1 protein-coding gene is annotated in these 736 nt (G+C 69.7%); it reads left to right on the top strand.

Going from position 1 to position 736, the window contains the following annotated elements; translation table 11 throughout:
* Positions 1-736 (top strand): IS3 family transposase (locus tag Q0967_RS17285; RefSeq protein WP_299451300.1); only part of this gene is annotated, 736 nt, incomplete at both ends.

Here is a 736-nt window from a genome sequence, read left to right as displayed (position 1 = left end):
AGTCGTTGATCTCCTACATCGACGAGCACAAGGACCAGTTCGGGGTCGAGCCGATCTGCACCGTCCTCACCGAGGCCGGCGCGAAGATCGCCCCGAGCACGTACTACGCGGCCAAGACACGTCCCCCGTCGAGCCGGGCGCTGGCCGACGCGGCCCTGGATGAGCGGATCAGGGCGACCGACGAGGCCAACTACGAGGTCTTCGGGGTGATGAAGATGTGGAAGGTGCTGAACCGGCAACACGTCCTGGACGAGCACGGCGAGCCGACCGCTGTGCGCTACCCGCCAGTGGCGCGGTGCACGGTGGCCCGGCGGATGAAGGCCTTGGGCCTGGTCGGCGCGGTCGCCGGCGACCACAAGCAGCCCCGGACCACGGTGTCGGCCAAGGACGGGCACCCGGCCGACCAGCTGAACCGGGACTTCACCGCTGCGGCCCCGGATGACCGGTGGGTCGCCGACATCACCTACGTCCCGACCTGGGCCGGGTTCGTCTACGTCGCGTTCGTGATGGACCTGTACTCCCGACGCATCGTCGGGTGGAGGGTCACCGCCTCGCTGCACACCGACCTGGCCCTGGACGCCCTCGAGCAAGCGATCTGGCAGCGCCAGCGTCAGGGGCGCGACCTGACCGGCCTGGTCCACCACGCCGACCGCGGAGTCCAGTACCGAGCGATCCGGTACACCGAGCGCCTCGAGGAGCTCGGCATCGTCGCCTCGGTCGGGTCCAAGGGCGACTC

The organism is uncultured Serinicoccus sp., assembly GCF_947500995.1.
Taxonomy (GTDB): Bacteria; Actinomycetota; Actinomycetes; order Actinomycetales; family Dermatophilaceae; genus Ornithinicoccus.
Note: the sequence above shows the minus strand (reverse complement) of the source record. Positions and strands in the feature narration are given on the sequence as shown.